Annotated in this window: 21 protein-coding genes and 1 tRNA gene; 14 read left to right on the top strand and 8 right to left on the bottom strand. The window is 72.1% G+C overall.

The window, feature by feature from the left end:
• Positions 1 to 46 precede the first annotated feature (46 nt).
• Positions 47 to 123, top strand: a tRNA-Met gene (locus DEJ16_RS01385).
• 254 nt (positions 124 to 377) lie between these two features.
• On the opposite strand, the gene DEJ16_RS01380 is transcribed toward DEJ16_RS01385, so the two are convergent.
• Positions 378 to 1,316: an aldo/keto reductase gene (locus DEJ16_RS01380; protein ID WP_110823702.1), complete on the bottom strand. Its 939-nt coding sequence runs from the start codon at positions 1,314 to 1,316 to the stop codon at positions 378 to 380.
• Positions 1,317 to 1,418: 102 nt separating this feature from the next.
• Here DEJ16_RS01380 and DEJ16_RS01375 point away from each other — a divergent pair, with 102 nt between their 5' ends.
• Together DEJ16_RS01375 and DEJ16_RS01370 are read left to right on the top strand one after the other, a co-directional pair.
• On the top strand, positions 1,419 to 2,015 hold the full coding sequence (locus DEJ16_RS01375) for a TetR family transcriptional regulator (RefSeq protein ID WP_110823703.1): 597 nt from the start codon (positions 1,419 to 1,421) through the stop codon (positions 2,013 to 2,015).
• A 28-nt stretch (positions 2,016 to 2,043) separates the two neighbouring features.
• Positions 2,044 to 2,859: a carbon-nitrogen hydrolase family protein gene (locus tag DEJ16_RS01370; protein WP_110823704.1), complete on the top strand. Its 816-nt coding sequence runs from the start codon at positions 2,044 to 2,046 to the stop codon at positions 2,857 to 2,859.
• Here DEJ16_RS01370 and DEJ16_RS01365 read toward each other — a convergent pair.
• Positions 2,835 to 4,049, bottom strand: coding sequence for an aminotransferase class I/II-fold pyridoxal phosphate-dependent enzyme (locus DEJ16_RS01365; protein ID WP_110823705.1), 1,215 nt, complete (start codon positions 4,047 to 4,049; stop codon positions 2,835 to 2,837). The genes DEJ16_RS01370 and DEJ16_RS01365 overlap by 25 nt on opposite strands.
• 228 nt (positions 4,050 to 4,277) lie before the next feature.
• Between DEJ16_RS01365 and DEJ16_RS01360 the strand changes: the two genes are divergently transcribed.
• The 5 genes from DEJ16_RS01360 to DEJ16_RS01340 all read left to right on the top strand — a co-directional run bounded on the left by DEJ16_RS01360 (position 4,278) and on the right by DEJ16_RS01340 (position 10,473).
• Positions 4,278 to 6,185, top strand: a complete 1,908-nt coding sequence (locus DEJ16_RS01360) for a S1C family serine protease (RefSeq protein WP_220032678.1) — start codon at positions 4,278 to 4,280, stop codon at positions 6,183 to 6,185.
• Between the two features lie 176 nt (positions 6,186 to 6,361).
• Complete coding sequence (locus DEJ16_RS01355; protein WP_110823706.1) at positions 6,362 to 7,405, top strand: glycosyltransferase family 2 protein; 1,044 nt, start codon at positions 6,362 to 6,364, stop codon at positions 7,403 to 7,405.
• A gap of 5 nt (positions 7,406 to 7,410) precedes the next feature.
• Positions 7,411 to 8,259, top strand: a complete 849-nt coding sequence (locus DEJ16_RS01350; protein ID WP_110823999.1) for a CDP-alcohol phosphatidyltransferase family protein — start codon at positions 7,411 to 7,413, stop codon at positions 8,257 to 8,259.
• Complete coding sequence (locus DEJ16_RS01345; protein ID WP_110823707.1) at positions 8,259 to 9,164, top strand: glycosyltransferase family 2 protein; 906 nt, start codon at positions 8,259 to 8,261, stop codon at positions 9,162 to 9,164. The genes DEJ16_RS01350 and DEJ16_RS01345 overlap by 1 nt, the downstream gene beginning before the upstream one ends.
• A 76-nt stretch (positions 9,165 to 9,240) precedes the next feature.
• Positions 9,241 to 10,473 carry a CDP-glycerol glycerophosphotransferase family protein gene (locus tag DEJ16_RS01340; protein ID WP_110823708.1) on the top strand — a complete coding sequence of 411 codons (1,233 nt, stop codon included), beginning with the start codon at positions 9,241 to 9,243 and terminating at the stop codon, positions 10,471 to 10,473.
• 21 nt (positions 10,474 to 10,494) lie between these two features.
• On the opposite strand, the gene DEJ16_RS01335 is transcribed toward DEJ16_RS01340, so the two are convergent.
• The 4 genes from DEJ16_RS01335 to DEJ16_RS01320 all read right to left on the bottom strand — a co-directional run bounded on the left by DEJ16_RS01335 (position 10,495) and on the right by DEJ16_RS01320 (position 13,256).
• Positions 10,495 to 10,797, bottom strand: coding sequence for a hypothetical protein (locus tag DEJ16_RS01335; RefSeq protein WP_110823709.1), 303 nt, complete (start codon positions 10,795 to 10,797; stop codon positions 10,495 to 10,497).
• A gap of 107 nt (positions 10,798 to 10,904) precedes the next feature.
• Positions 10,905 to 11,675 carry an ABC transporter ATP-binding protein gene (locus DEJ16_RS01330; protein WP_110823710.1) on the bottom strand — a complete coding sequence of 257 codons (771 nt, stop codon included), beginning with the start codon at positions 11,673 to 11,675 and terminating at the stop codon, positions 10,905 to 10,907.
• Positions 11,675 to 12,499, bottom strand: coding sequence for an ABC transporter permease (locus DEJ16_RS01325; protein WP_110823711.1), 825 nt, complete (start codon positions 12,497 to 12,499; stop codon positions 11,675 to 11,677). The genes DEJ16_RS01330 and DEJ16_RS01325 overlap by 1 nt, the downstream gene beginning before the upstream one ends.
• Before the next feature lie 61 nt (positions 12,500 to 12,560).
• Positions 12,561 to 13,256, bottom strand: a complete 696-nt coding sequence (locus DEJ16_RS01320) for an NTP transferase domain-containing protein (protein ID WP_110823712.1) — start codon at positions 13,254 to 13,256, stop codon at positions 12,561 to 12,563.
• 331 nt (positions 13,257 to 13,587) lie between these two features.
• Here DEJ16_RS01320 and DEJ16_RS01315 point away from each other — a divergent pair, with 331 nt between their 5' ends.
• From DEJ16_RS01315 to DEJ16_RS01305, 3 genes are all read left to right on the top strand, one after another.
• Positions 13,588 to 14,814: an ABC transporter ATP-binding protein gene (locus DEJ16_RS01315; RefSeq protein WP_258365739.1), complete on the top strand. Its 1,227-nt coding sequence runs from the start codon at positions 13,588 to 13,590 to the stop codon at positions 14,812 to 14,814.
• Entirely contained in the window at positions 14,790 to 16,355 is a 1,566-nt protein-coding gene (locus DEJ16_RS01310; protein WP_146232774.1) for an ABC transporter permease, read from the top strand. The genes DEJ16_RS01315 and DEJ16_RS01310 overlap by 25 nt, the downstream gene beginning before the upstream one ends.
• 67 nt (positions 16,356 to 16,422) lie before the next feature.
• Positions 16,423 to 16,686 (top strand): DUF3039 domain-containing protein, encoded by a 264-nt coding sequence (locus DEJ16_RS01305; RefSeq protein ID WP_110823714.1) that lies wholly within the window; start codon positions 16,423 to 16,425, stop codon positions 16,684 to 16,686.
• Positions 16,687 to 16,713: 27 nt separating this feature from the next.
• Here the strand turns inward: DEJ16_RS01305 and DEJ16_RS01300 are convergent, their stop codons facing one another.
• On the bottom strand, positions 16,714 to 17,961 hold the full coding sequence (locus DEJ16_RS01300) for a nicotinate phosphoribosyltransferase (RefSeq protein WP_375232107.1): 1,248 nt from the start codon (positions 17,959 to 17,961) through the stop codon (positions 16,714 to 16,716).
• 137 nt (positions 17,962 to 18,098) lie between these two features.
• On the opposite strand from DEJ16_RS01300, the gene murI reads away from it, so the two are divergent.
• The 3 genes from murI (at position 18,099) to rdgB (ending at position 20,364) form a co-directional block, all read left to right on the top strand.
• Complete coding sequence (gene murI, locus DEJ16_RS01295; RefSeq protein WP_110824001.1) at positions 18,099 to 18,938, top strand: glutamate racemase; 840 nt, start codon at positions 18,099 to 18,101, stop codon at positions 18,936 to 18,938.
• A gap of 83 nt (positions 18,939 to 19,021) precedes the next feature.
• Complete coding sequence (rph, locus tag DEJ16_RS01290) at positions 19,022 to 19,771, top strand: ribonuclease PH (RefSeq protein ID WP_110823716.1); 750 nt, start codon at positions 19,022 to 19,024, stop codon at positions 19,769 to 19,771.
• Entirely contained in the window at positions 19,768 to 20,364 is a 597-nt protein-coding gene (rdgB, locus tag DEJ16_RS01285) for an RdgB/HAM1 family non-canonical purine NTP pyrophosphatase (protein ID WP_110823717.1), read from the top strand. Before rph ends, rdgB begins: the two co-directional genes overlap by 4 nt.
• Positions 20,365 to 20,580: 216 nt before the next feature.
• Here rdgB and DEJ16_RS01280 read toward each other — a convergent pair whose 3' ends face one another.
• A complete protein-coding gene (locus DEJ16_RS01280; RefSeq protein WP_110823718.1) occupies positions 20,581 to 21,255 on the bottom strand; it encodes a DedA family protein in 675 nt (224 codons plus the stop codon).
• Positions 21,256 to 21,318 lie beyond the last annotated feature (63 nt).

The following is a 21,318-nucleotide window of genomic DNA, read 5'->3' as shown; positions in this document are numbered from 1 at the left end:
CTCGATTTGGCACCCCGCCCGATCCCGTGTAGTGTTTTCCATGTGCCGCGGGGTGGAGCAGTTCGGTAGCTCGCTGGGCTCATAACCCAGAGGTCGTAGGTTCAAATCCTGCCCCCGCAACCAACGCGACACGAGAAGCCCCGGTCCTCACGGACCGGGGCTTCTTCGTGTTCCCGGCCCCTCTGCCCGTTCAAGCCGATCCCGGCGCGCTCGCGCCGTCCGGTGCCTCCGGACGTCCTCTGCTCGTCGTGGCTCATCGTCGCGTCCGCCGTCGGGGTCGACACGCCGGGGTGCGTGGAGAACGAACGGGAGGCCCGGCGCCAGCTGGCACCGGGCCTCCCGTCCGTCACCGGTCCTGCCAGGACGCGGTCGCTCGCTCAGCTCGTGGCGCGTGCGCCACGGACGCCGCGACCGAGCGCGTCGATGCGCGCGAGCTCGTCCGAGGTGAACGTGACGTCAGCGGCCGTGACGTTCTCGGCGACGCGCCCCGGGTTCCGCGATCCCGGGATCGGGACGATGTCGTCGCGCTGCGCCAGGATCCACGCGAGCGCCAGCTGCGAGAGGGAGACGTCCTTCTCCGCAGCGAGCTCGGTGAGCCCTGCGACGACCGCGGTGTTCGCGTCCCAGTTCTCCGGGGCCCACCACTCCAGCCACTGGCGGATGTCGTCCTCCGCGTAGGTGCTCCGCGGTCGCACTGCGCCGCTGAGGAAGCCGCGTGCCAGGGGTGAGTAGGCGACGAGACCGATGCCGAGCTCGTCGACGACCGGGAACAGGTCCTCCGACTCGCGGGCGAAGACCGAGTACTCGGTCTGCAGCACGGAGATCGGGTGGACCGCGTGCGCCCGGCGGATGTTCTCGGCGTCGGTGTTCGACAGGCCGAGGTAGCGGACCTTGCCGGCCTGCACGAACTCCTGCATGACGCCGACGACGTCCTCGACCGGGACCTGCGGGTCGTGCACGTGCTGGTAGAGCAGGTCGATCGAGTCGGTGCCGAGGTTGCGCAGACTGGCGTCGACGACGTCGCGGATGTGGTCGAGCTGCGAGTTCGGGGCGTACGTGTCCGTGAAGCCGAACTTCGTCGCGATCGTGACCTGGTCGCGGATCGGGGCGAGTGCGGCGCCGAGGAGCCGCTCACCGCTTCCCCAGCCGTAGAGCTCCGCGGTGTCGAAGTGGGTGACGCCGAGGTCGTGCGCGTGCCGGATCGCGGCGACGGATTCCGTGTCGTCGCCGGGGCCGTACGCGAAGGTCGTGCCCATCGCGCCGTAGCCGATCGCGCTGACGACCAGGCCCTGTCGTCCGAGTGTTCGTTGCTGCATGTCGTCCTCCTGGAACGGATCGTGGTTCGAGTGGCACTGTACGCCGTACTTGGCAGAGTCTGTCAACTACGGCAGACGCTGACTCAGGGGTACGATCGAACCATGAGCGAGACGGCGGAGGCACGGCCCGGACTACGGGACATCGCCCGCGATGCAGTGCGAGCGCGCATCGCCGCGGTCGCCATCGCCCGGTTCGACGCGGAGGGGTTCGACCGGGTGACGGTCGAGCAGGTGGCTGCGGAGGCGGGCATCTCGGCACGGAGCTTCCACCGGTACTTCCCGGCAAAGGAGGACGCGGTCATCGGTGACCCGGCCCGGCACGGTGCCGCCCTCGCCGCGGCGTTCGGCGCACGTCCGGCGGACGAACCGGTCTGGAGCGCCCTGCGTGAGGCCTTCGTGGCGATGCTCGAGCACGGCAGTGACGACGATCCGGAGACCGGACGGCGCTCCGTCCGGGTGATGCTGAGCACACCGTCGCTCCGGGCGCGGAACACCGAGAAGCACCACGCCTGGGCCGAGGTGCTCCTCCCGTTGGTGGTCGACCGGCTCGGGGGGACGGACGGCGACCTGCGTGCGCGGACGGTCGTGCAGGCCGCGCTCGGGTGCTTCGACGTCTCGGTGGCGAGGTGGGCGGAGGGCGGCGACGACGTCGTGGGGATCCTGCGGCGGTCGTTCGACGTCCTCGACGTCCGGTCCTGACGGAGCCCGGCGTGGTTAGCCTGGCACCGTGACGACACTGACCATCGCCGCGGCGCAGTTCGCCCCCGGAGACGACCCTGCCGCGAACCTCGAGACCGTCCGCGCCGCCGCCGTCGACGCGGTCGCGCGCGGCGCCCGCCTCCTGGTCACGCCCGAGTACACCTCGTACTTCACCGCCGACATCGACGACCGCTTCGTCGCGGCCGCGCAGCCGCTCCACGGCTCGTTCGTCACGGGCCTCCGTCGGATCGCGCGGAGCACCGGCATCGCACTCGTCGTCGGCGTCGCCGAGGCGGGGGAGACCCCGGGTCGGTTCCGCAACACGCTCGTCGCGATCGGTGCGGACGGCTCGGTCCTCGAGACCTACCGGAAGGTGCACCTGTACGACGCGTTCGGTTCCCGGGAGTCCGACCGCATCGAGGCCGGCGACCCCGCGCAGCTGCCCGTCGTGGAGGTCGACGGCGTCCGGGTCGGGCTCGAGACCTGCTACGACCTGCGGTTCCCCGAGGTGACGCGACGTCTCGCCGCGACGGACACCGGGGCCGCGGACGTCGTCGTGCTGCCGGCCGAGTGGGTCCGCGGTCCGGGCAAGGAGCACCACTGGCGGACCCTGCTCACGGCGCGCGCCGTCGAGAACACCGTGTGGGTGCTCGGGGTCGGTCAGGCGCCCCCGGTCGGGATCGGGGCGTCGGTGGCGCTCGACCCGACGGGCACCGCGGTCGCAGCGCTCGGCGCGGAGCCGGGGCTCCTCGTGGTGACGGTGGACACCGCGGTCACGGACCGTGTGCGGGCGGTGAACCCGTCGCTGTCCCTCGGTCGTTACGCGGTGGTCCCGCGGGACTGAGCGAGCCCGGCCAGCCGTGACACGGCCTCCTCGAGGACCGACCGGCGCTTGCAGAACGCGAACCGGATGAGCGACCGGTACCCATCGACGTGGTCGGGCCGGACGAAGGCGGACACCGGCACCCCCACGACGCCGACGAGCCGCGGGAGCTCGAGGCAGAGCGCGCGGGCGTCGTCGTGTCCGAGCGGAGCGGCGTCCGCGATGACGAAGTAGCCGGCGTCCGGGCGCAGCACCCCGAACCCGGCGGCGGCCAGACCGGTGGCGAGGAGCTCCTGCTTCGCCCCGAGGTCGGCGGCGATCCCGGCGAACACCGTGTCGGGCAGGCGGAGCCCGGTCGCGATCGCCGGCTGGAAGGGTGCCCCGTTGACGAAGGTCAGGTACTGCTTGACGGTCGTGATCGCCTCGACCAGCGCTGCCGGGGCCGTGAGCCAGCCGATCTTCCAGCCCGTCGTGTTGAAGGTCTTCCCGGCGCTGGAGATCGACACCGTGCGGTCCCGCGCTCCGGGCAACGACGCCGGCGGCACGTGGGTGCCGGCGAACGCCAGGTGCTCGTAGACCTCGTCGGTGACGATCACGGCGTCGTGGCGCTCCGCGAGCTCGACCACGGTGCGGAGCACCTCGATCGGCAGCACCCGACCCGTCGGGTTGTGCGGGGTGTTCACGAGGACCACGCGCGTCCGGTCGGAGAACGCGGCGCGGAGGTCCGCCTCGTCCGGCAGGAAGTCCGGCGCCCGGAGCGGGACCGTGACGTGCTCCGCGCCGGCGAGTCGGATGAGCGCGCCGTACGCGTCGTAGAACGGCTCGAAGGTGACGACCTCGTCACCGGGCTCGACCAGCGCCAGGAGGGTCGCGGCCAGGGCCTCGGTGGCACCGGCGGTGACGAGGACCTCCCGGTCGGGGTCGACGTCGATCCCGTACCAGCGCGCCTGGTGCTCGGCGACGGCGGCACGGAGGTCCGGGGTCCCGCGGCCGGGCGGGTACTGGTTGGCACCGTCCCGGATCGCACGGACGGCCGCGTCGAGGACCTCTGCGGGCCCGTCCTCGTCCGGGAAGCCCTGTCCCAGGTTGACGGCGCCGGTCGCTGCGGCGAGGGCGCTCATCTCCGCGAAGACGGTCGGCGCCGGCACCCGGTCGGGGCCCAGCAGCATCGCTCCCTCGGCGGCTCGGAGCCACGGACCGGTCTGCCGCATGCGCGACCCCTCTCACCCTCGGGGCACCGGCCGGGAGGCTCGGCGCGCGTCGGACCCCAACCTAGCCTCCGCCCGGCAGTCGCCTCCGGTGGTCGCCTCCGGCGGACATCTGCGGGTCGAGCACACAGCCGACGCATACGATCGGCTTGGTCAGCTCGCAGCTGCGCCATCAGGACCGCCCAGGTCGGTGGAGAAGACTGCAGGAGCTTTGGAAGGAGCACGTCCAGCATGAGCGACACACACCACGGACACGGCGACGACGACCGTCGCGACGAGACCACCGGTCCGCACGAGTCGAACGGGACCCGCCACGGGCACCACGACGCCGACGACACGGACGTGGTGGGGACGACTCCGGCGCAGGAGACCGAGCAGTTCGCTGCCGCCTCCGATTACACGGACCGGTACACCGCCCCGTACCCGACGGCCGACGCAGGGTCCGCGGATGCGGCACCGACCGCCGAGTACGGCCAGTACGGCCAGTACGCGCAGCAGGGTCAGTACGGCCAGGGCGGGCAGTACGGCTCGGATCAGTACGGCTCGGGCCCGCACGGCTCGGGCCAGTACGGGAGCGGCCAGTCCGGCAGCGCGCAGTACGGGCAGGACCAGTACGGCACGGCCCAGTACGGGCAGGGCCAGTACGGCACCGCCCAGTACGGGCAGGGCCAGTACGGCGAGCACGACACGTCCGGCGACACCCGGTACGGCCAGCAGGACCAGTACGGCCAGGGGCAGTACGCCCAGGGCCAGTACGGCCAGCAGGGTGAGTACGGCCAGGACGCTCCCCGGTACGGCGAGCACGTGAGCGACCACCACACGGCCTCCGGTGCGAGTGCGTTCGGTGCGGCAGCCGACCAGCGGCCGGAGAACGGCCACTACTTCACCGGCTCCCCGGCCGCCACGAGCACGACCCCGCGCGACCGCTCGGGTCGGAACCGTCTCGTGCTGCCGCTGGTCGCGGCCGCCGTGATCGCCGGTCTCGTCGGCGGCGGCGCCGGTTGGGCGGCGGGCGCAGCGTCGGACGGCGGCACGGTCGTCGGTGGCTCGGGCACCTCGCAGAGCGGTGGCAACCTCACCGTGAACGACTACGACTCCGCCACCGTCGTGACCGCGGTCGCCGCCAAGGCCACCCCGTCGGTCGTCACGATCAACGTCTCCGCGAGCAGCGAGGCAGGCACCGGTTCGGGTGTCGTGCTGAACAAGGAGGGCTACATCGTCACGAACACCCACGTGGTGACGCTCGACGGCGACAGCGCGAACGGCACCATCTCGGTGACGACCTCGAACGGCAAGGTCTACAAGGGCACGCTCGTCGGCACCGACCCGACGGTCGACCTGGCGGTCATCAAGATCGACGCGCCCGACCTCACGCCGATCGACTTCGCCGACTCGTCGAAGCTCAACGTCGGCGACACCGCGGTCGCGATCGGTGCGCCGCTCGGCCTGTCGAACACCGTCACCGACGGCATCGTCTCCACGCTGAACCGCAGCATCCAGGTCACCTCGAGCGACCCGAACGCCGGCGGCGACACGAACGAGGGCCAGGGCAACAACGGCAACGGCCCGTTCGACTTCTGGGGCAACGGCGACAACGGCAGCAGCTCCGGAGCCAGCACGACCGTCTCGCTCCCCGTGATCCAGACCGACGCGTCGATCAACCCCGGCAACTCGGGTGGCGCGCTGCTCGACGACAAGGGCGCGCTCATCGGCATCAACGTCGCGATCGCCAGCGCCGGCAGTTCGGACTCGTCCAGCTCGCAGGCCGGCAGCATCGGCGTCGGCTTCTCGATCCCGTCGAACCTGGTCAAGCGCGTCGCGACCGAGATCGTCGAGAACGGCAAGGCCACCCACGGTCTGCTCGGCGCCTCCGTCGGCGACGCGACCGAGGACGCGAGCGCCACGCAGGTGGGCGCACTGATCAAGGACGTCACCTCGGGTGGCGCGGCGGCCGACGCCGGGCTCCAGAAGGGCGACGTCGTGACGAAGCTCGGTGACGCCTCCATCGCGGACGCCACCGACCTCACCGCGCAGGTCCGCTTCTACGCCGGCGGTGCGACGACCGAGATCACCTACGTCCGCAACGGGGAGACCCGCACGGCGAACGTCAAGCTCGGCACGTACGACAGCTCGAACTGACCCGGGACGCTCCGGACGGGAGGCTCCCCACCAGCTGGTGGGGAGCCTCCCGTGCGTCCGCCGGGGCGCGGCGGGGCGCGGCCAGGTGGCCGCCCCGGGTGCTTGATAGGCTCGGGTCCGCTCTGCGGAGACGGCCCCGGCGGGCCGTGCCGCGCCCGCCGGACCCCGAGGATCACATGCAGCACGACGGACAGGCCCTGCCGGGTGTCTCCTACGTCATGCCCGTCCTCAACGAGGTCACCGAGGTCCGCGCGGCGGTGGGCAGTCTGCTCGAGCAGGACTACCAGGGGCCGTTCGAGGTCATCCTGGCCCTCGGCCCCTCGATCGACGGCACGAACGAGCTCGTCGCCGAGATGAGCGCCGCGGACCCGCGGATCCGCGCGGTCGAGAACGCGGTCGGCTCCACGCCGGCCGGGCTGAACGTCGCGATCCGGGCCTCCGAGCACCCGATCGTCGTCCGGGTCGACGCCCACAGCGTCCTGCCGCGGGACTACACGCGGATCGCCGTGCGGACCCTGCAGGAGTCCGGCGCGGACAACGTCGGCGGCATCATGCGCGCCGAGGGCCGCACCCCCTTCGAGAAGGCCGTCGCCCTGGCGTACGGCAGTCGCGTCGGCCTCGGCGGCACCCCGCACCACGTCGGCGGGCAGGCCGGACCGGCCGAGACGGCGTACCTCGGGGTGTTCCGACGGGAGCGGCTGTTCGCCGTCGGGCTCTTCGACGAGGGCATCAAGCGCGGGCAGGACTGGGAGCTCAACCGGCGCCTGCGCACCACCGGCGGCACGGTCTGGTTCACCCCCGAGCTCGTCGTCACCTACCGGCCCCGGCCGAGCCTCCGCCGTCTCGTCCGCCAGTTCGTCGCGACCGGGCTGTGGCGCGGTGAACTCGCCCGACGCTTCCCCGCCGGCAACGGCCTGCGCTACTTCGTCCCGCCGGCGATGGTCGTCGCCGTCGCGCTCGGCCTGGTCGCCGGGCTCGTCGGTGTGGTCGGAGCGTTGCTCGGCAGTCCCGTCGCCTGGGCGACGGTCGGCTTCGTGGTCCCGGCGGTCTACCTCCTCTTCGTCGTCGTCGGCGCCCTCGCGGTGTCACGACGGTCGGACCCGGCGACACGGGCGTGGCTGCTCGTCGTCCTGCCGTGCATCCACGTCGGCTGGGGCGTCGGCTTCATCATCGGGTTCCTCACCCGGACCTCCGATCTGACCACGCACACGGGACGGTGACCGACATGGCCGACGACGACCGCGGGAACGGCGGCCTGCCGGGTCCCTCCGACAGCCGCGGGTTCGCACGCCCCACCTCGATCGCGGAACTCCGAGCCGTCGCCCAGCCGGACGAGGTCCGCGCCCGGGCGAACGCGGAGCACTGGACGGCCTCGCTGTACCTGCGGGACATCTCGCCGTACCTGACCTCGGTGCTGCTCCGGACCCGGGTCAGCGCGAACCAGGTCACCGGCCTGATGATCCTGGTCGGCTGGTCGACGGCGGCCGCACTCCTCATCCCGGGCATCTGGGGCGCGCTGCTCGCCCTCGTGCTCGGGCAGCTGCAGATGCTCGTCGACTGCTCCGACGGCGAGGTCGCGCGCTGGCGGGGCACACGGTCCCCGGCCGGCATCTTCCTCGACAAGGTCGGGCACTACACGACCGAGGGACTCATCCCGATCGCGCTCGGCGTCCGCGCGGCGACATGGCCGATCGAGGGCGTCGACTGGATGTGGACGACGATCGGCTGCGCGCTCGGCCTGGTCATCGTCCTCAACAAGGCGCTCAACGACATGGTGCACGTCGCCCGTGCCCACGGCGGCATGGAGAAGCTCGCCGACCGCCGCGACGGGGTGACGGTGCCGTCCGGTGCCCGCCTCGCGACGCTGCGTCGGGTGGCGCGGTTCCTGCCGTTCCACCGTCTGTACCACTCGGTCGAGCTGACGATCATCACGTTCGTGGTCGCGCTCGTCGCCCTCGTCGTCGGGCACCCGCTGGCCGACCGGGTCCTGGTCGGGGCACTCCTGCCGCTCGCGGTCCTCGCGACGGCCGGGCACTTCCTCGCCATCATCTCGTCGAAGCGGGTCCGCGCGTGATGCCGGGGACCGATCGGCGTCGCGCGGTCCCGCACCGCGAGCGGCCACGGGTCGCCGTGGTCAGCCTGACGCAGGGGACCCGGCCGGAGCACCTCCGCCGTGGCCTGGACAGCGTGCTCGCGCAGCAGGACGTCGACCTCGACGTCGTGTGCGTCGGGAACGGGTGGGAACCGGTGGACCTGCCGGACGGGGTCCGGGCGCTGGCACTGCCGGAGAACCTCGGGATCCCCGCCGGTCGGAACGCCGGGGCCGCGGCGGTCGACGGCGACTACGTGTTCTTCCTCGACGACGACGCCTCGGTGCCGTCGCCGACGTTCCTGCGGGACGCGATCGCGCTCTTCGAGCGGGACCCCTCGCTCGGGCTCGTGCAGCCGCGGGTCGTCGACCCGAGCGGCGCCGCGAACCCTCGACGCTGGGTGCCGCGCATCCGCAAGGGCGACCCGGAGCAGAGCTCTCCGGTGTTCTCGGTCTGGGAGGGCGCCGTCGTCCTGCCGATGGACGTCTGGCGCGCCGTCGGAGGCTGGGGCGCGGAGTACTTCTACGCGCACGAGGGGATCGAGCTCGCGTGGCGGGTCTGGGACGCCGGTCGTCGCACCTGGTACGCGGGGGAGCTCGTCGCGAACCACCCCGCGATCGACCCCGCTCGGCACCGTGAGTACGTGCGCCTGAACGCCCGGAACCGGGTCTGGCTCGCCCGTCGGAACCTGCCCGCCGTCCTCCGGCCGCTGTACGTCGGCAGTTGGGCCGCCATCCAGGTCCTGCGCTGGTGGCGCTCCCCGCGGCGCCTCACCACCTGGTTCGCCGGCGTCGCCGAGGGGTGGCGCGCGGACTGCGGGCCGGTCCGGGTGATGGGATGGTTGACGATCGGCCGGATGACGCTCGCGGGTCGACCGCCCGTCGTCTGAGCCCCGGCCCGCTCCGGACTCGCCCGACCCCGACACGACCACCATCCACCGACCGACCACCACGCAGGAGCAGAGCATGGCCATCGTCAAGGACGCCCGTACCGCGATCCGTCTCGTGGCCCGCCTGCTGCGGTCGCGGAAGGTCCGCACGCAGCTGGCCCGTCGCCTGCCCTCGGTCCCGCGGCCCGCACCGGGGTCGGTCGAGGTCGCCGTGTACTTCGCCGACGGTCCCGTGAACATGTACCAGATCCGGCAGTGGTACGGCCCCCTGGCGGAGCTGGCGCGGCACCGCGGGGTCGCGATCATCTCGCGGAGCCCCGGCGCGATGCTCACGCTGCTCGACGAGTCGCCGGTCCCGGTCGTCTACGCCCGGCAGGTCGTGGACCTCGAGCGGTTCGTCGCCGAGCAGGCCCCGAAGACCGTGCTCTACGTCAACCAGAACGCCCGCAACTTCCAGATGATGCGGTACGGGCGCATGTGGCACGTCTTCGTGAACCACGGCGAGAGCGACAAGATGTACATGACGACGAACCAGTTCAAGGCGTACGACTACGCCCTGATCGCCGGTGACGCCGCCCGGGACCGACTCGCCGACGCGCTGTGGGACTACGACCTGGACGCCCGGACCATCGCCATCGGGCGTCCGCAGGCCGACCACTTCGTGGGGGAGCCGCCCTACCCGTCCGACGACCGCACCGTGGTGTTGTACGCCCCGACGTGGGAGGGTGACCGCGGCGCCGCTGCCTACGGGTCCATCGCGAGTCACGGGACGACGATCGCGGACCGCGTGCTCGCGTCGCCGCAGCACCGGCTCGTGTACCGCCCGCACCCGCGGAGCGGCGTGGTCGACCCCGCATACAAGGCCGCGCACGAGCGGATCGTCGCTGCGATCGCGGCCGCCAACGCCGCCGACCCGTCGGCGCACCACGTGTACGACGACGGGCCGACGCTCGGCTGGCAGCTCGCGGACGCCGACGTCGCGATCACCGACATCAGCGCGATGATCTACGACCGCCTGGCCGTGGGGAAGCCGTTGCTCGTGACCCGACCCGTGTCCGCCGACGCCGAAGTGGACGAGCGCGGGTACCTGTCCGACGCCGACTGGCTGCGCGCGGACGACGCCGGGGACGTCATCGCCCGTGTGGAGCGCGCCGCGAACGACGCCGAGCAGCTCGCGCGACTCCGCCACTGGGTGCACCGGTACTTCGGCGACACGACGCCGGGCACGGCGACCGCGCGCTTCCACGCGGCCGTCGACCGCCTCGTCGCCCACTGGCACGAGGTCGCCGCCGCCCGGTCCGGTTCCTGACCGGTCCGGGCGGCGGCGGCCTCAGGGCGCGAGCCCGGGACCGGCGAGGGACATCCGCCACAGGTACTCGGACCGGTCCGGACGGCGCCACCGCACGATGACGACGCCGGTCTCCTCCGGTCCTGCGCCGAAGACGGCGAGGGACAGCCCCCGACCGGGCTCGAGCCGACGGACGACGAGCGGCGGGGAGTAGCCCGTCCCGAGGTGCGTCAGGTCGATGCCGTCGAGGGTCTCGGTACTGGTGTTGATGATCTCGTACCGCCGTGGGGCGGCCGATCGGTCGACGGTGAACGGTACTGGGTACGCGGTGGTGGGGTGGTGCATGGGCAGCACGATAGGGGTGGGGTCCGACGCCGGGGCCCCGTCAGCCCGCCGGACGACCGGGGGCTGTGGAGCGCGGTGCGGGAGGCCCCGGTTGTGCAGGAGTGGCCTCAGGCCCCGTGGTCCGCGTTGTACCGGTCGAGGGCCTCGCCGATGGGCCCGTCGAACTGCAGCCGGCCCTTGTCCAGGTACAGCCCGCGGTCGCAGAACCGGCGCAGGTCCTTGTCGCTGTGGGAGACGAAGAACAGCGTCCGCCCGCCCGCCAGGAGCTCCTCGATGCGCTTGTAGCACTTCTCGCGGAAGGCCTTGTCGCCGACCGCCAGGACCTCGTCGACCAGGATCACCGGTTCGTCCAGCCGCGAGATGACCGCGAAGGCGATCCGGACCTTCATGCCGCTGGAGAGGTGCTTGTACGGGGTGTCGACGAAGTCGCCGATCTCGGCGAACGCGATGACCTCGTCGAACGCGGCCCGGATCTCGGCGCGGGACATCCCGTGCAGACCCGCCGTCAGGTAGACGTTGTCGCGGACGGTGAGGTCCCCGACGAACCCACCGGTGATCTCGATGAGCGGCGCGACGCCGGCCCCGACGTGCACACGGCCCTCGTCCGGGAGCATGACCTGCGCCACGAGCTTCAGCAGTGTCGACTTGCCCTGCCCGTTCCGACCCACCACGCCGATCGCCTCGCCCGGGCGCACGTCGAACGAGACGTTCCGCAGCGCCCAGAACTCGTCGGCCTTGCGTCGCCGCTGCCCGCGTCCGAACAGGTCCTTGAAGCTCCGACTCGCCCGCCGGTTCCGCTTGAACCGGATGCCGGCGTCGGTGACGGAGATCACCGGGGCGGTCGTGCTCGCGGTGACGGTCGGTTCGGTGGTGGCCATCACAGCTCCTTGAGGACGCGGTGCTCGCTGCGGCGGAAGACGACGAGCCCGACGGCCAGGACGACGGCCGTGACCACGACCGAGGCGAGCACCTCGACCCAGTCGAGCTGGCCCGGGAAGAACGCCGAGCGGTAGATCCCGAAGATGCCGCTGAGCGGGTTGATCGCGGCCAGGTCGTGCAACGCCGGGGGGAGGGCCTGCGTGCCGTAGATGATCGGGGACGCGTAGAACATGAAGCGGAGCACGAGCTTCACCGCACGCTCGAGATCGCGGAAGAACACCACGAGCGGGGCCACGATGAGCCCGAGGCCGTAGACCAGGGTGGCCTGCAGCACGATCGCGAGCGGCCAGAGCACGACCTGCCAGTGCAGGTGCGCCCCGGTCGCGAGCACGAACACGGCGAGCACCGGGATGCTCAGCAGGAACTCGATCGCCTTCGACGCGTCGATGCGCGCGACCCAGATGCTCCGCGGGATCGTCGTCGAGCGGATGAGCTTCGACTCCTTGATGAACGCGCGGGTGGAGTCCGAGACGCCGCCGGTGAACCACATCCAGGGCAGCAGGGCGGCGAGCAGGAACACGATGTACGGTTCCTCGCCCACCGAGCCGCGGTGGAAGACCTGCGTGAAGACGAACCAGTAGATCGCCGACATCACCAGCGGGTCGAGGATCGACCAGAAGTACCCGAGTGCGGACGTCGAGTACCGCACACGCAGGTCGCGGACGGTCAGCAGCCAGAGCGCCTGCCGGTACCGACGGCCGGCGCCCCGGGACCGCGACGGCGACGCCGCGACTGCCGTGGCGTGCGTGCGCGTTCCGCTCATGGGTTCCCTCCGGTCGGGACCACGCCGGAGGCAGGCGACGACCAGGGGGTCCTGACGACGGTCAGGCGAACAGGTCGTTCGCGCGCTCGAGGTCCTCGGCGAAGTCGATCTCGACCGCGTACAGGTCCGAGATGTCGATCGGCGTCCAGCGTAGCCCGTCCTCGGCGATGGCAGCTTCGATGCCGCCCTCGAAGTACTCCTGGTCGTCGACCCGGCCGAGCTGGCGCACCAGGGCCTGCTTGTCGGCCGCGGAGACGTAGTTGATGCCGACTGCCTCACCCAGACCACCGACGACCTTCTTGGAGAGCTTCGCGATGAAGCCCTCGGCGTCGACCGTGTACTTGACCTCTTCGTCGGAGACCTTCTCGGTGTTGACGCTGACGAACGAGCGGCCCTCGTCGATCATGTCGGCGGCACGCACGAGCGCCATCGGGTCGAAGACGACGTCGCCGTTCATCCAGAGGACGCCGCTCTTGCCGGTCGCCTTGAGGGCACGCAGCAGGCTCTTCGAGGTGTTCGTGGAGTCGTAGGACTCGTTGTAGACGAAGTTCGCCTCCGGGAAGGCCTCGACGATGTACTCCGACTTGTAGCCGACGACGATGGTCACCCGGGCGCTCGACCCGAAGGCGGCACGGATGTTGTCGAACTGCTGCTGCATGATGGTGCGGCCGTCGCTGAGCTCGGTGAGCGGCTTCGGCAGGCTGCGCCCGAGGCGGCTGCCCATCCCCGCTGCGAGGATGACGATCTGCGTGGTCATGCTTGTCCCTTCCGGTGTCCACCGGCGCCGCTGTGCGGGAGCTGCCCCGGCAGGGCGCGCCCCGTCCGGCGCTGGGTGGACTCTTCGAGTCTGCTCGCTGCCGGTTCGGGTTCGCCGAGAATCTGCGCGATCCGGAGCGACACGCGCTCCGACCGGCGGACGCTCCGCGCGGCGCGGGCAGGTTTCCGAGTGGTGAACACTGCGTCGTGTCCCGGTGAATGATACGGAACCAGGCCGCGTCGGGGTACGGCTCACCGGGCATCGTGTTCATTTCGTGACCCTGCCGGACGCGGCTCCCCGACCGGTCGGAACCGTTGGTACGGTTGGGCTCGTGTCGGCAGGAACAACGGGAGACGACGACGTGTACAGCACGTCGGACGCCACATGGACGGCCGATCAGGATGACGACGACGCGACCGCTGCCCCGGGGCCGGGCAGGCGCGACCACGACGACACGGGGGACACGGGCGCACACGACGCGTCCGCGGGTGACGACATGACGGACGAGACGACCGGCAGCGCGGTGCGGGCAGGGGACGGCGCGGAAGCCAGCGGCGCTGGTGCGGCCGCCGCCACGAGCACGCCCGCGCCGCGACCGACGAAGAAGGGCAAGAAGCGGTCCGGACGGGCGACACGCCCGCAGGGTTCGGCCGCGTCCCGACCCGTCGACGAGCGCGTCGAGCCCGAGGACGGGCGGGCCGACCAGGAGGCCCGGGACGGTTCCGGCTCGTCCGGTGCGCCCGACCGGGCAGCGCGGACGACGAAGCGCCCCTCACCCCGGCAGAACGTGCCGCAGCAGCCCGTCGTGCTCCGCGCCGACGGCCTCGTGAAGCGGTACGGACAGACGCTCGCGGCGGACGACGTCGACCTCGAGATCCGCAAGGGCTCGATCTTCGGCGTGGTCGGGCCGAACGGTGCGGGGAAGACGACGACCCTGTCGATCCTGACGGGCCTGCTCCGCCCCGACGCCGGCACCGTCACCGTCCTCGACCACGACGTGTGGGCCGACCCGACCGCGGCGAAGCGGGCGATGGGCGTCCTGCCCGACCGGCTCCGGCTCTTCGACCGCCTGACCGGCGCGCAGATGCTGTTCTACTCGGCGACGCTCCGGGGGCTCGACGGCGCGACCGCTCGCAGCCGCAGCGCCGACCTGGCCGCGGCGTTCGGTCTCGGCGACGCGCTCGGCCGCCCGGTCGCCGACTACTCGGTCGGCATGGCGAAGAAGATCGCCCTCGCCGCCACCCTCATCCACTCGCCGCGCGTGCTCGTGCTCGACGAACCGTTCGAGTCCGTCGACCCGGTCAGCGCGACGACCATCACCGACATCCTCCGCCGCTACACCGCGGGGGGCGGCACCGTCGTGCTCTCCAGCCACTCGATGGAACTGGTCCAGCGCACCTGCGACTCCGTGGCGATCATCGTCGGCGGGAAGGTCTTGGCCGCCGGCACCATGGCGCAGGTCCGCGGGCGTCGCAGCCTCGAGGACACCTTCGTCGAACTCGCCGGAGGCCGCCCCGTCACGGAGAGCATGGAATGGTTGCACAGCTTCTCCGGCTGAGGGCCGACCTGCTCGCGGGCGAGGTCCGCGGGGGAGCCCGACGGTCCGTGGCCGTGGTGGTCGGCAGCCTCGTCGCACTCGTCGTCGCCGTCTGGGTCGCGTCCGTCTTCGGAGGCCTCCGCGGAGCGGACCCCGCGGCCGCCCGCGCAGTCGTGGTCCTGGTCGGGGCCGCCGTCGCCGTCGGGTGCACCTTCGTGTCCCTCGCCGTCGGGGTCGCGGACCCGCTCGACCCGCGACGCTTCCTCGTGCACGGCATCTCCCGCCGGGACCTCGCCGTCGGACTCGGCCTGGCCGGACTCCTCGGCGTCCCGGTGCTCGCGGTGGCGGTGCTCGCCGTCGGCCAGGTGGTGACGTGGAGCCGTGAGGTCGGGCCGGCGCTCCTCGGGGTCCTCGCCGCGGTCCTGGTCATCGCGACGAACGCCCTGCTCATCCGGGTCGGCAGCACCGTCGGCGCCTGGCTCTTCGCCGCGCACCGCGCCCGGGACGCCGCCTGGTTCGTGACGTTCGTCGTGGTCGTGCTGTCGGTCCCGACGGTCCCGCTGCTGCTCCGCCCGGCGTGGGTCGAACCCGCCGGCCCGGAACTGCAGCGCATCGCGGACGTCGCCGGCTGGACGCCGTGGGGAGCGGCGTGGGCCGTCCCCGCGGACGCCGCGAACGGAGACGTGGGGTCGGCCGCCGGCAAGCTGCTGGTCGCGCTCGTCGTCGTCGGGCTGCTCGCCCTCGCGTGGTGGGCCCTCGTCGGGCGGCTGCTCGTCACGGTCCAGGGCCGGAGCCGGAGCCGGCACTACCGCACCCTCGGCTGGTTCGACCGGCTCGGTGCCACCCCGTTCGGCGCGGTCGCCGCCCGGGCGCTGACGTACTGGGGACGGGACCCGCGCTACCGGAGCTCGTACCTCATCCTGGTGTTCGTGCCGCTCGTGGTGGTGCCGCTCGGCGTGGCCGGTGTGCCGTGGGCGTGGACCGCGCTCGCGCCGCTGCCGCTCATGGCGCTCATCGCCGGGTTCCTGCCGCACAACGACGTCTCGTACGACAACACGGCCGTCTGGCTGCACGTCGCCTCGGGTGCCCCGGGGTGGACCGACCGCCTCGGGCGTCTCGTGCCGCTCATCGTCGTCGGTGTCCCGCTGCTCGTCCTCGGTGCCGCGGTGTCGGCTCGGCTGTACGGGGACCCGGACGCGTTCCCGCTGCTCGTCGGTGTCTCGGCGAGTGCGCTGCTCGGCGGGCTCGGCCTGTCGAGCGTCGTGTCGGTGGCTCTGGCCTACCCGACGGTCCGACCGGGCGACCACCCCTTCCACCAGCCCCAGGCGGCGGGTGCCACGGCGACGGTCGCACAGACGCTGATGGTCCTCGGCACGCTGGCCTGCATGGTCCCGGCCGGGTGGTCGGCGGTCCACGTCCTGCTCGACGGCGGCGACCCGTGGCCGGCGATGTGGATCGGCGCGGGCGTCGGCCTGGCGGTGCTCGTGCTCGGGGTCGTCGTCGGCGGCGCGGTGTTCGACCGACGCGGCCCGGACCTCCTGGCCGCCGCGCAGCGGAACTGACCGTCCGCAGGGCCCTCGACGAGACCGGAGGGCAGCGCGTCCGCGGACGGCGACGTACGCTGGTGTCATGAGCACGACGGAACCCGGTGGTGGCGGCCTCGACGTGATGGACCGCGAACTCGAGAAGCTCCTGGAAGAGGAGGCGATCGAGCCCGGCGACCACGAGCGGTTCTCGCACTACGTCAAGAAGGACAAGATCCTCGAGTCCGCCCTGACCGGCAAGGCCGTCAAGGCGCTCTGCGGCAAGAAGTGGATCCCGGGCCGCGACCCGGAGAAGTTCCCGGTCTGCCCGGACTGCAAGGCCATCTACGAGAAGATGAAGTCCGAGTAGGACCCCCGCCGCCCGGCACCCGCGCGCTCAGATGACGAGCGTCGGGATGGCCGGATCGCCGCGACCGATGCGCTCGGCGTCCGCCGGTAGCTCGGCCTTCGCGCGCTTGTGGTGCGCCCGGGCCGCCTCGACCCCGGCGGCGCCGAGGAACGCGGGGTCGACCTCACCGGAGGTCACCACGGGGACGAGCAGGTCCCGCTCGTCCGGTCCGACGGATCCGGAGGTCAGCACGACCTCGGCGGTCGCGATCCCGTTGCGCAGGCGACGGCCGGCCTCCTTGCGGCCGCCCGTGGACGCCTTGTCGGCCGACTTCTTCGCCACCGGGACCCACTCGCCCGCGGGGGAGTGGTGCGCGACGAGCTTGAACACCATGCCTGCGGCTGGGTGCCCGGAGCCGGAGACGACGGACGTGCCGACGCCGTACGAGTCCACCGGGGCGGCCCGGAGCGCGGCGATCGTGTACTCGTCCAGGTCGTTCGTCACGGTGATCTTCGTGCTGGTCGCCCCGAGCCGGTCGAGTTGGGCGCGGACGCTCGCGACGACCGACGGCAGGTCGCCGCTGTCGATGCGGACGGCGCCGAGCTTGCCGTCCGTCAACCGGACGGCGGTGTCGACGGCGGCCTCGATGTCGTAGGTGTCGACGAGCAGCGTCGTGCCGGTGCCGAGCGCGTCGATCTGCGAGCGGAACGCAGCCTCCTCGGTGTCGTGCAGGAGCGTGAAGGCGTGCGCGGCCGTGCCCATCGTCGGGATGCCCCACGTCCGCCCGGCCTCCAGGTTGCTCGTCGCGCCGAAGCCCGCGATGTAGGCGGCACGGGCGGCGGCCACGGCGTTCCACTCGCCGGTGCGGCGGGAGCCCATCTCGGCGAGCGGGCGTCGGTCGGCGGCGGACACCATCCGGGCGGCTGCGGAGGCGATGGCCGAGTCGGCGTTGAACACGCTCAGCGCGAGCGTCTCGAGCATCACGGCCTCGGCGAAGGTGCCCTCGATCTGCAGCACGGGGGAGTTCGGGAAGAACACCTCGCCCTCGCGGTATGCGCGGACGTCCCCCCTGAAGCGGTAGTCGGCGAGCCAGCGCGCCGTGCCCTCGTCGATGACGCGGCGGTCCCGGAGGAAGCCGATCTCCTCGTCGCCGAAGCGGAACTCGGTGAGCTGGGTGAGGAAGCGCCCGAGTCCGGCCGCGACGCCGTACCGGCGCCCGTCCGGCAGGCGGCGGGCGAACACCTCGAAGACGCAGCGGCGGTCGGCGGTGCCGTCCTTCAACGCGGCGTCGACCATGGTGAGTTCGTACTGGTCGGTCAGGAGCGCGGTGGTCACGCGTCCGACCCTACCCAGCGGGCCCGCCGCCCGGCCAGGGACCGCCGGGAGGTCCGGTGCGCGTCCGCCCCGTCGGTGGCGTCGGTACGCTGGTCACCGTGACGGATGCACCGATCGGAGTCTTCGACAGCGGCGTCGGCGGGCTCACGGTGGCCCGGGCGATCATCGACCAGCTGCCCCGCGAGAGCGTCCGCTACGTCGGGGACACCCTGCACTCGCCGTACGGCCCGAAGCCGATCGCGGACGTCCGGCGGTACGCGCTGCAGGTGATGGACGACCTCGTCGACCAGGGCGTCAAGGCACTCGTCATCGCGTGCAACACCGCGTCCTCGGCGGTGCTCCGGGACGCCCGCGAACGGTACGAGCAGGCGACGGGCATCCCCGTCGTCGAGGTCATCCAGCCCGCGGCCCGCGCGGCCGTCAAGCAGACCCGCACCGGACGGATCGGGGTCATCGGCACGATCGGCACCATCGCGTCCCGCGCCTACGAGGACGCCTTCGCGGTCGCCTCCGACGTCACCCTCACCACGGCCGCGTGCCCGCGGTTCGTCGAGTTCGTCGAGGCGGGCGACACCTCGTCCGCCGAACTCCGCGAGGTCGCCGCCGGGTACCTCGCCCCGGTCCGGGACGCCGGCGTCGACACCCTCGTCCTCGGCTGCACGCACTACCCGCTCATGTCGGCCGCGATCCAGTACGTGATGGGGCCGGACGTCACGCTCGTCTCCAGCGCCGAGGAGACCGCGAGCGACGTCTACCGCCGCCTGGTCGAACACGGGCTCGAGCGCACGAGCACCGAGCCGCCGAGCCACTCGTTCGAGGCCACCGGTGCCGACCCCGACGGCTTCGTCCGGCTCGCCCGTCGCTTCCTCGGACCCGAGGTCGCCGCCGTCGGCCACCTCGAGACCGGCACCATCACGCTCCCACGCGCCCTGCGCTGACCTTGCCCGGCCCGCCACCCGGCGGGCGCGCGACCGACCGGACCACCCGCACCGAGCCTCCAGGCCGGACCGAGAGGAACACCATGAACGCCACCGACGGACCCGTCCGCATCGACGGTCGGACGACCACCGACCACCGCCCCGTGACGATCGAACGCGGCTGGAGCAGCCAGGCCGAGGGCAGCGCGCTCATCTCGTTCGGGAACACGAAGGTGCTCTGCACCGCCTCGTTCACGAACGGTGTCCCGCGCTGGATGGCCGGCAAGGGCACCGGCTGGGTCACCGCCGAGTACTCGATGCTCCCGCGGTCGACGAACGAACGCATGCAGCGCGAGTCGATCAAGGGCAAGGTCGGCGGCCGCACGCACGAGATCTCGCGACTGATCGGCCGGTCGCTCCGCGCGGTCGTCGACATGAAGGGCCTGGGCGAGAACACGCTCGTCCTCGACTGCGACGTGCTGCAGGCCGACGGCGGCACCCGCACGGCGTCGATCACCGGCGCGTACGTCGCGATGGCCGACGCGATCGAGTGGGGCCGGTCGAAGGGCTTCATCGGCAAGAAGGCGACGCCGCTGACGGACAGCGTGCAGGCGATCTCGGTCGGGATCGTCGGCGGGGTGCCGATGCTCGACCTGGCGTACGAGGAGGACTCGCGCGCCGACACCGACATGAACATCGTCACGACCGGGTCGGGGAAGTTCATCGAGGTGCAGGGCACGGCGGAGCACGCGCCGTTCGACCGCGAGGAGCTCGACGCGCTGCTCGACCTCGGACTCGCGGGCAACGCCTCGCTCGCGGCCGTCCAGCGCGAGGTGCTGGGGCTGTCCTCGTGACCGGCACGGTCGTCCTCGCGACGCACAACCAGGGCAAGGTCGTCGAGCTGCGGGAGATCCTCGGCGAGGCCCTCGGCGGGGTCGAGCTCGTCGCGTACGACGGCCCCGAGCCGGTCGAGGACGGGGACACCTACGCGGCGAACGCGCTCATCAAGGCCCGGGCGGCGGTCGCCCACACGGGGCTGCCCGCGCTCGCGGACGACTCGGGCATCGCGGTCGACGCGCTCGGGGGTGCGCCGGGCATCCACTCCGCCCGGTACGCCGGCACCCGGGTGGACGCGGACAACATCGCACTGCTCCTGCAGAACCTGGAGGGCGTGGTCGAGCGGACCGCGGCCTTCGTCTGCGCCGCTGCGTTCGTGACGCCCTCCGGTACCGAGCACGTGTTCGAGGCGGTGTGGAACGGCGAGGTCGGCACCGAGCCCGTCGGCGACGGCGGCCACGGCTACGACCCGGTGTTCCGGCCGGACGACGCGGAGGGGTCGGCAGCGGAGTTGACCCGCGCCGAGAAGAACGCGCTGAGCCACCGGTCGAAGGCGTTCCGGGGCATCGCGCCCATCGTCCGCGAGTGGTTCGAGGGCGGAGAGCGGTAGCCGCTGGCGGTCGGCGCGGTGCCCGGTGCCCGGTGCCCGGTGCCCGGTTCCCGGTTCCCGGTGCCCGGTGCCGATCGGACGGGCACAACACGAACCGGCTCGAACCGCGGATCTCCGTGGTTCGAGCCGGTTCGTGTTGTGCTGGTCCAGCTCGCGCCGGCCTCGGTCGGGCCGGCGTCCGTCCATCGGGCCGGCGTCCGTCGGCCACCACGGCGGCTACGGCAGCGGGTCGGCCTGCTTCGCCTTGCGGGAGTTGCGGACGTACGTGATGACGGCGGGGACCACCGTGACGACGACGGCGGCGAGCAGGATCACGTCGATGTAGTTGCGCACGATGTACGCCACCGCGGGGATGTACCCGAGGAAGTACCCGAGGAACGTCACGCCGACCCCCCAGATGACCGCCCCGACGGCGTTGTACAGCGAGTACTTCCGGTAGTTCATCCGGCCGACGCCCGCGGCGATCGGCGCGAAGGTCCGGACGACGGGGACGAAGCGGGCGAGGATCACCGCGAGGGCCCCGTACCGGTGGAAGAACGCGTTCGTCCGGTCGACGTTCGCCTTCGAGAACAGACCGCTGTCCTTGCGCTCGAAGATGGGCGGTCCGGCCTTCTTGCCGATGTAGTACCCGAGCTCGCCGCCGATGAACGCGGCGGCGCCGATCATGAGCGCGACGACCCAGATCGGGATGCCGCCGATCTGCCCGTGGCGGTCGAAGGCGAACAGGCCCGTGATGACGAGCAGGCTGTCCCCGGGGAAGATGAACCCGACCAGCAGGCCCGTCTCGGCGAAGATGATGGCGCAGACGACGAGCACGGCGAACGCCCCGAAGTGGTCGAGGATGTACTGCGGATCCAGCCAGGGGATCAGGGCGAGTGCGACGGAGTCCATGGTTCTTCCGGTCGGCGGACGAGGGCGGATGGCACCCGCCGGACCGAGGGTACCGTGCGGGCA

Source organism: Curtobacterium sp. MCJR17_055 (assembly GCF_003224335.1).
GTDB lineage: Bacteria > Actinomycetota > Actinomycetes > Actinomycetales > Microbacteriaceae > Curtobacterium.
The sequence above is the reverse complement of the archived record's forward strand: the minus strand, read 5'-3'. Positions and strand labels throughout refer to the sequence as shown.

Coding starts and splice junctions, on each gene's coding strand:
- DEJ16_RS01380 (WP_110823702.1), bottom strand. CDS start 1,316: ATGCAGCAACGAACACTCGGACGACAGGGCCTGGTCGTCAGCGCGATC.
- DEJ16_RS01375 (WP_110823703.1), top strand. CDS start 1,419: ATGAGCGAGACGGCGGAGGCACGGCCCGGACTACGGGACATCGCCCGC.
- DEJ16_RS01365 (WP_110823705.1), bottom strand. CDS start 4,049: ATGCGGCAGACCGGTCCGTGGCTCCGAGCCGCCGAGGGAGCGATGCTG.
- DEJ16_RS01360 (WP_220032678.1), top strand. CDS start 4,278: ATGAGCGACACACACCACGGACACGGCGACGACGACCGTCGCGACGAG.
- DEJ16_RS01355 (WP_110823706.1), top strand. CDS start 6,362: ATGCAGCACGACGGACAGGCCCTGCCGGGTGTCTCCTACGTCATGCCC.
- DEJ16_RS01350 (WP_110823999.1), top strand. CDS start 7,411: ATGGCCGACGACGACCGCGGGAACGGCGGCCTGCCGGGTCCCTCCGAC.
- DEJ16_RS01345 (WP_110823707.1), top strand. CDS start 8,259: ATGCCGGGGACCGATCGGCGTCGCGCGGTCCCGCACCGCGAGCGGCCA.
- DEJ16_RS01340 (WP_110823708.1), top strand. CDS start 9,241: ATGGCCATCGTCAAGGACGCCCGTACCGCGATCCGTCTCGTGGCCCGC.
- DEJ16_RS01335 (WP_110823709.1), bottom strand. CDS start 10,797: ATGCACCACCCCACCACCGCGTACCCAGTACCGTTCACCGTCGACCGA.
- DEJ16_RS01330 (WP_110823710.1), bottom strand. CDS start 11,675: ATGGCCACCACCGAACCGACCGTCACCGCGAGCACGACCGCCCCGGTG.
- DEJ16_RS01325 (WP_110823711.1), bottom strand. CDS start 12,499: ATGAGCGGAACGCGCACGCACGCCACGGCAGTCGCGGCGTCGCCGTCG.
- DEJ16_RS01320 (WP_110823712.1), bottom strand. CDS start 13,256: ATGACCACGCAGATCGTCATCCTCGCAGCGGGGATGGGCAGCCGCCTC.
- DEJ16_RS01310 (WP_146232774.1), top strand. CDS start 14,790: ATGGTTGCACAGCTTCTCCGGCTGAGGGCCGACCTGCTCGCGGGCGAG.
- DEJ16_RS01305 (WP_110823714.1), top strand. CDS start 16,423: ATGAGCACGACGGAACCCGGTGGTGGCGGCCTCGACGTGATGGACCGC.
- DEJ16_RS01300 (WP_375232107.1), bottom strand. CDS start 17,961: ATGGTCGACGCCGCGTTGAAGGACGGCACCGCCGACCGCCGCTGCGTC.
- rph (WP_110823716.1), top strand. CDS start 19,022: ATGAACGCCACCGACGGACCCGTCCGCATCGACGGTCGGACGACCACC.
- DEJ16_RS01280 (WP_110823718.1), bottom strand. CDS start 21,255: ATGGACTCCGTCGCACTCGCCCTGATCCCCTGGCTGGATCCGCAGTAC.